At 46.9% G+C, this 6,732-nt stretch carries 7 protein-coding genes and 1 pseudogene; 4 read left to right on the top strand and 4 right to left on the bottom strand.

The features are described from left to right. From WBV75_RS14100 to WBV75_RS14090, 3 genes are all read right to left on the bottom strand, one after another. The coding region (locus WBV75_RS14100; RefSeq protein WP_424121221.1) for a hypothetical protein at positions 1–326 on the bottom strand (326 nt) is incomplete at its 3' end. Between the two features lie 213 nt (positions 327–539). Next, positions 540–905: a GerW family sporulation protein gene (locus WBV75_RS14095; protein WP_424121220.1), complete on the bottom strand. Its 366-nt coding sequence runs from the start codon at positions 903–905 to the stop codon at positions 540–542. Positions 906–910: 5 nt separating this feature from the next. Beyond that, positions 911–1,420 (bottom strand): hypothetical protein, encoded by a 510-nt coding sequence (locus WBV75_RS14090; RefSeq protein WP_424121219.1) that lies wholly within the window; start codon positions 1,418–1,420, stop codon positions 911–913. Positions 1,421–1,602: 182 nt separating this feature from the next. Here WBV75_RS14090 and WBV75_RS14085 point away from each other — a divergent pair, with 182 nt between their 5' ends. Further along, entirely contained in the window at positions 1,603–2,349 is a 747-nt protein-coding gene (locus tag WBV75_RS14085; protein WP_424121218.1) for a slipin family protein, read from the top strand. A 74-nt stretch (positions 2,350–2,423) separates the two neighbouring features. After that, positions 2,424–3,161, top strand: coding sequence for a DUF6090 family protein (locus tag WBV75_RS14080; protein WP_424121217.1), 738 nt, complete (start codon positions 2,424–2,426; stop codon positions 3,159–3,161). On the opposite strand, the gene WBV75_RS14075 is transcribed toward WBV75_RS14080, so the two are convergent. Beyond that, the gene (locus WBV75_RS14075; RefSeq protein ID WP_424121216.1) at positions 3,158–4,045 is read right to left on the bottom strand and encodes a dienelactone hydrolase family protein; all 888 of its coding nucleotides are present in this window, start codon (positions 4,043–4,045) and stop codon (positions 3,158–3,160) included. The two genes, WBV75_RS14080 and WBV75_RS14075, sit on opposite strands and share 4 nt — an antisense overlap. A gap of 288 nt (positions 4,046–4,333) precedes the next feature. On the opposite strand from WBV75_RS14075, the gene WBV75_RS14070 reads away from it, so the two are divergent. Together WBV75_RS14070 and WBV75_RS14065 are read left to right on the top strand one after the other, a co-directional pair. Then, positions 4,334–6,313 carry an adenylate/guanylate cyclase domain-containing protein gene (locus WBV75_RS14070; RefSeq protein WP_424121215.1) on the top strand — a complete coding sequence of 660 codons (1,980 nt, stop codon included), beginning with the start codon at positions 4,334–4,336 and terminating at the stop codon, positions 6,311–6,313. 166 nt (positions 6,314–6,479) lie between these two features. Beyond that, positions 6,480–6,732: pseudogene (locus WBV75_RS14065) on the top strand (hypothetical protein); the annotation flags it as partial.

Here is a 6,732-nt window from a genome sequence, read left to right as displayed (position 1 = left end):
TCTATTTTCTGACGATTCGGATTGGAGTTGAGAAACTGATTGGCTTCCTTTTGCTTAACCGTCAGGAGTTTCTTGTATACCTTGTAGAGGGAGTCGATGCGGATGAGTTCTTTACCCGGTTCTATCATTTTGTAATTAAGCTCAATATCACTTTTGGCACTCTCTATTTCCGAGAGCACACTCGCTACAGGGATCGCCACGGGCTGGCGCGTGAGGATGGAATCTCGGACGGATGCTCCACTGTCCTGAAAGGCCAGGGCGCAGAGGGGCAGTAAGAGGAAAATCGCCCGAAGAAAAGAATGACAGAGGATGCTGAGTTGCTTCATGGGACCAGGAATTTAAACCGATTGCGCGATAGGTCGATTAAAAAAACCGAATTGCGCGTTAAGGAATCCTATAGATAAAAGTACTATTAAATTGCAAAGATAATCCTTCCCTGTAGACTAGAAGGACATAGAGTAACGCTATGGGCAATTACAGGGTCAGAAAATCAAAAGCGCACCCCACAGGGTGCGCTTTCTTAAAGTGTGAAAACGTTTTTAGACCAACTCCTCCTGCTTTTTGTTTTGAGTGAGTTTCTCGATGAGGTCCGGTACTTTTTCAAAGGCCGCTGCCAGGCCACTGCTTTTACCTGCCTGTAGGAAGGAGATATGATCTCCCTTGGTAACCAGGAATCCGATGGGTTCTAAACCCATCCCGGCGCCACCTCCGGCGCCCTGGCCTTTTCCTTTTTTAAGCTCGGTTCCTTCACCACCCCCAGAGCCAAAGCCCATACCCAGCTTGATAACAGGTACGCAAGTGAATTCGCCCAGTTCAAAGGCCTTACCGACCACGGTTTCCGTATTGGCTTCCGATTTCATAAACTCCGTGATTTTTTCCAGTAATTCTTCAAAGTGTAATTCCATGACGTCTATTTTTTAGGGTTAATGAATACTTTCAATATGTTTATTGGCCTGTTGACCACGTGCAACAGGATAAAATTTCGATTGCAGAAATTGATTCCAATGGCTCCAGTGCGCCGTCCGAGCATATAAGAAAGTGGAACCAGACGGGCGTTGAGTACCGGGTTTCCAGTATCGATTTCGAGTCGCAGGGCTTTCACGCTGAAAGTGCGTATAAGGCGCCTGACCTGGGTCAGTGTCATGTTCTGTTTTTTAGCACTTTTGGCATTTGACTTTGGGGTTTTTCTTTTCCGACCCCAAGCCCGGATTTCAGAGGGTCGCCAGTAGAAGTTTAGGAACAGCACCTGCAGATGTAACCGCAGGAGTTCCAGGGGGTCCTTTTCCAGGCTTAACCGCGCCAGAAAACCCACACGCAGGTAATACCGGCCAGTGTAGCTGTCAATAACCAACTCGAGGGGTATGAGCAGGACATAGATGAGAATCGCCGCCAAAAGTAAGAGTGCCATTGTAAGAACCATAAGAGCTGAATTGTATCTTACAAAGGAATGATATTCATGGTATTACGGGTATGACGCAGGTCAGGAGGTATGTTTTTATATGAATTCAGGAAGGTTACAGAAATATCCGCCATGTATGACCTTTATCATGTGACTCCATGGGCGGTTAGCGTATCTTCTCCTGAATCCTTAACAATGGCCCTATGAACCCTGTACTATTTTTCACAGCTCTCCTATTGATCTTATTTTTTGCTGGTATCCGAATTGTTTACGAATACAAACGCGCCCTGAAGTTTCGCTTCGGGAAATATGTCAAAACCCTGAAACCCGGTTTTCGATGGATCATTCCCGTGGTGGAAACCATTCAAAAAGTGGATATCCGCGTCATTACGATTAACATCATCTCCCAGGAAGTGATGACCGAAGACAATGTGCCCTGTAGTATTGACGGGGTGGTTTTCTTTAAAATCGATAATCCCGAAAAAGCGGTACTCGAAGTTGAGGAATACAACTTTGCGATCACCCAACTGTCCCAGGCGGCCCTGCGGGATGTCTGCGGGAAAGTAGAACTCGATACCATTCTTTCCAAGCGGGAAGAGATGGGGAAGAATATCAAGTCTATAGTCGAGCAGGAGACCCAACAGTGGGGTATAGATATTATAGATGTTAAGATTAAGGATATTCAACTTCCCGAAAATATGCGAAGGATGATGGCCAACCAGGCGGAAGCCGAACGTTCCCGCAGGGCACGGATCATACTGGCCCAGGCCGAAGAACAGGCGGCCGGCACGCTGTTGGCGGCCGGGAAGATGATCGATGAGTCACCTTCTGCGATTAAGTTGCGCCTCTATCAAACCCTTTCCAATATCGCAGCCGAAAAGAATTCGACGATTCTATTTCCGTTTCCTGAAGAAGTGCTTCCCAGGCCGGGCAAGAATAAAGAGGTATAATGGGAATGGATGCAGTTCTTCGGGCAGCCACAAAATTTCCACTATTTTAGAGGCGTTGGAAAAACGATTCAAAGATGCTTCGATTCTTTAGGGGGCTCAGGAGTGATGCCGTTGCCTATGGCCGTATTATGCGCTATCTGTTGTATGCCATCGGTGAGATTGCCCTGGTGGTGATCGGTATCCTAATTGCACTTTACATCAATGATCGCAGGGATTTCAGAACGGACCGCAAGCAGGAAGTCACCTACCTTAGGGAATTCTATAAGGATTTGGAAGGCAACCTGGAGGAATTGGATCGTGTGATTGAAAAATCCGGGCTCGCCACCAGGGCGTGTGATTCCATTATTGCATTCAGCAGGCGGGCTCCGGAGGATATTTCGAATGAACAGCTCATGGATTTTCAGGTGGAGGTTATGGGGTATACCAAACATATGACCCTGGAAGGAACTCTTGAAGACCTGCAGGGTTCGGGAAAGCTGGCCGTTATCCGAAATGATTCCATCCGTCGGGCCATGGCTACCTGGGAGGCCGATATGCGGTTGCTTCGTGAACTGGAAGTAGATGGCAAACGTTCCTTTGAGAACTACCTGGATTTCCTCGACGAGCATTTTCCTTTTTATGAAAGACATCCGGATATGGAGTACTTCAAGAAAGTGCTCTTAAACCAGATGCGTTATCTGAACCGCGTTTCAGAACGGGCGATAACCACGGATTATCTGCACGAAACCTATTTGGGCGTAAAGCCCCGATGGGAAATGTTACGCCAAAGGGTAGGCCGGGAAATTAAAAGGCTTGAAAAAGACGGGTTCTAAGCGAGCTTCTCCTTAAAGAAATCAATGGTCCGGCTCCACGCGAGTTCGGCCGCTTCTTTATCGTAACGCGGAGTGGTATCGTTGTGAAAGCCGTGATTCTTTCCGGGATAGAAAAATTCCTGATACTCTTTTCCATTGGCTTTTAGCGCCGCCTCGTACTCCGGCCATCCGGCGTTGACCCGCTCGTCCAGCCCGCCGTAATGGAGCATCAGGGGAGCCTGGATCTGGGGCACCAGTTCTGTTGGGGGCTGACTCCCGTAAAAGGGAACCGCTGCCCCGAGCCCCGGGATGCGTACAGCCATCATATTCGAAATCCATCCCCCGAAACAAAACCCCACCACGCCCACTTTCCCTGAACAACCTTCCCGGTTTTTCAGGTGGACAAAGGCAGCGATAAAGTCCTCCAGCATTTCATTGCGATCGCGCTCCCGTTGCATGGTGCGCCCCTCATCGTCATTCCCCGGGTATCCCCCCAAAGGAGTAAGGGCATCCGGGGCCAGGGCTACAAACCCGGCCAGGGCTGCGCGCCGGCATACATCTTCAATATAGGGGTTGAGTCCGCGGTTTTCATGGACCACCACTATACCGGGCAGCTTGCCCTCCACACCGGCAGGCCGGGCAAATAAGGCCTTCATCTCACCACCCCCGTTCTCGGAATTGTAGTTGATATAGGCAGATTGCACCCGTGGATCGTCCTGGCGTACCTGAATCTTATTTTTGTAATCCGGCATCATAAAACTCATCAGCGACATGACCGTAATCCCGCCCACGGCATAGGTGGAGAGTTTGTCCATAAATTGGCGGCGGTTTATCTGGTTATGGGCATAGGCATCGTACAGATCGAATACTTCCTGTTTGACGTCGTCTTTACTGAGCTTTTTCATGATTTCCAATAGTTTGTTAACGGGTTGATCTTCTCAAGGTATGAAAAATATTTGAGCCCGGATTCCGGATAGGATCTATCCGTCAAAAGGGGCTGTCATGGGTAACTGGCAATCCATGTTTGCAGAATGCTGTTGCAATATTTTATCAGATCTATGGCCTGATTTGCATGCTGCGTTTTAAGGTGGGGGTATTTTCATTTATATATTTCCAGGAATTTAGGAAACCAGGAAGCACTAATTTTAGTCCCCGGCTTATGAAACTGCGCAATTATTGCTACTTTTAATGCCATGAATGGCATCACTTTCTCCATGAGACCCGGGCGCATCCTGAAGGTATTCTTATACGGTCTTTTACTCATTCCCTTCCTGATGATGTCGCAGGACCAGATCGAGAAAAAGGGGTCGGACCCACTTCAAAATACAGTACAGACGGATTCTGTTGAGGTTGAGGAGTTGCTTGCAAAATCTGAGCAACTCAGGTTTTCCAACCCTGACTCTTCCATGATCCTCGCTAAGCAGGCTATGGATTTGGCGGACCGCTTTAAATATCAGCGTGGCAAAGCTTATGGATTTAAATGGATTGGATCGGTCTACTATGATAGAGGCGATTTTCCGAAGGCCCTGGATAATTTCACCCGGTCCCTTCGAATCTTTGAGAATGAAAAAGATACCTTGGGAATCAGCAACCTTCAAAGTAATATTGGATCTATCCATAATTCCATTGGGGATTATCCAACGGCTTTGGAATATTTTATCAATTCCCTGCGAAATGCGGAGATCGTAAAGGATTCAGTGCGTATAGGAACCGCCCTGGTAAATATTGGAACGGTTTATTCGGAGGATGAGGAAACGTATTCAGAGGCCATCGAGAATTACCGCCGGTCGATTGATATTTTTGAAAAAATAGAATATGTACAGGGTTATGCGGTGGCCAATCTTAATTTCGGGGAGTGGTATTTGAAAGTAGGGCAACCCGGAGAGGCAGTTTCTTATCTTGAGGATGCCCTGAAAGTATTTAGGGACCTTGATGCAGATCCCTCCCCACCGCTTAATTTCCTTGGGGAAGCTCATTTGGGTCTGGAGCAATACGACCTGGCAGAAGCGTTTCACCAGGAGGCCCTGGTTGCCGCGAAGGAAAAAGAAAATATGCCCGAAGAAGCAAAAGCCTATCTGGGTCTCGGCAACAAGTACCTGGAAACAGGAGCATACACAAGGGCTATTGATTTTTACAAAAAAGGACTTGTTCTTACGGATTCGACTGGAGTTCTAAAGGATCGGAAAGACTTGTATGAAGGCCTTGCGAAGGCTTATTCGACAATTCGGGATTATAAAAACGCCTTTTCTGCCCAGCAAAACTTTGCCGATGTTCAAGATTCCATTCGATCCGAAGGGTATGAGGAGCGGATGGGAAATCTCAGTGTGCAATTTGGTCTTGAAACTGCGCAAAAGGAAATCGAACTGCTGAATACCAAAAACGAATTGAACGAGATACAGATAGCGGAAGATGCGCGTGCTAAGCAACTTTTCCAGATCATCATTGGCTTGTTCCTGGCGATCATAGCGGGTTTTGTCTTCCAGTATTTCTATATCCGACGCACCAACAAGCGCCTTGCCTTTGAGCGGAACCGGTCCGAGGAGATCCTCTTGAATATCCTACCGAAAGAAACGGCAGAGGAACTTAAAGAAAACGGGTTTATCAAGGCTAAGGAATTTGAGCACATTACAGTATTGTTTACGGATTTTAAAGCCTTTAGCCTGATAGCGGAACGAATTTCGGCTGAAAACCTCGTGAAGAGTGTGGACTATTATTTCAAATCATTCGACGAGATTACGGAAAGGCATGGGCTTGAGAAGATCAAAACCATCGGAGATGCCTATATGTGTGCAGGAGGGATCCCGACCGCCAATACTACCCATGTCCGGGATTCTTTTGGGGCCGCCCGGGAAATCCTGAAATTCGTCAATGATACGGAACTTTCACCTCCACCGGGAATCTATCCTTTCAGGATCCGGATTGGATTGAATTCTGGCCCGGTAGTGGCCGGGGTTGTGGGCACCAAAAAATTCGCCTACGATATCTGGGGTAACACGGTCAATATAGCTGCGCGAATGGAATCAGGATCTGTTCCGGGTCGGATAAATGTTTCTGAATCCATCTACGAGGAATTAAAAGATGAATTCCCCTTTACCTACAGGGGTGAATTAAAGGTCAAGGACCAGGTGTTTAAAATGTATTTTGCGGATGTTCCGGAAACCATATTCACCTGAAATTCTGATTTTAATGAATAATTACCTCGAAAAATTATCTTATACTTGTATTACAGCAGCCAAACTGACACTCCCTTCGAGTGTTTAAAAACCAAGTAAATACAATATCAGCCCCCTATTTTAGTTTAAGTTATAAGGAATCCGCGCTGGGGTCCAAATCATTTCTATGGAACTTGAAAATAAAAAAGCATACCCAAAAGTCTGCCATCAAATTCTGGACGAACTCTCGGAAAAGCTTCCGGATTACCTGCACTACCATCGCCTGAACCATACCATAGATGTGGCCAACGTCTGCAATTTTTATATTGATTATTATTTACTTTCCAAACGTGTAGCCAATCTGATTCGCATAGCCGCAGTGGTACATGACTATGGATACATCTTCGATCCGAAGGAACACGAGGAGCGCAGTATTGTTG

This window comes from Robiginitalea sp., assembly GCF_049588695.1.
GTDB lineage: Bacteria > Bacteroidota > Bacteroidia > Flavobacteriales > Flavobacteriaceae > Robiginitalea.
Note: the sequence above shows the minus strand (reverse complement) of the source record. Positions and strands in the feature narration are given on the sequence as shown.

What these genes read in the sequence shown, in the direction of transcription:
- WBV75_RS14095 (WP_424121220.1), bottom strand. Translation starts at nt 905, where the DNA reads ATGGAATTACACTTTGAAGAATTACTGGAAAAAATCACGGAGTTTATG.
- WBV75_RS14090 (WP_424121219.1), bottom strand. Translation starts at nt 1,420, where the DNA reads ATGGTTCTTACAATGGCACTCTTACTTTTGGCGGCGATTCTCATCTAT.
- WBV75_RS14085 (WP_424121218.1), top strand. Translation starts at nt 1,603, where the DNA reads ATGAACCCTGTACTATTTTTCACAGCTCTCCTATTGATCTTATTTTTT.
- WBV75_RS14080 (WP_424121217.1), top strand. Translation starts at nt 2,424, where the DNA reads ATGCTTCGATTCTTTAGGGGGCTCAGGAGTGATGCCGTTGCCTATGGC.
- WBV75_RS14075 (WP_424121216.1), bottom strand. Translation starts at nt 4,045, where the DNA reads ATGAAAAAGCTCAGTAAAGACGACGTCAAACAGGAAGTATTCGATCTG.
- WBV75_RS14070 (WP_424121215.1), top strand. Translation starts at nt 4,334, where the DNA reads ATGAATGGCATCACTTTCTCCATGAGACCCGGGCGCATCCTGAAGGTA.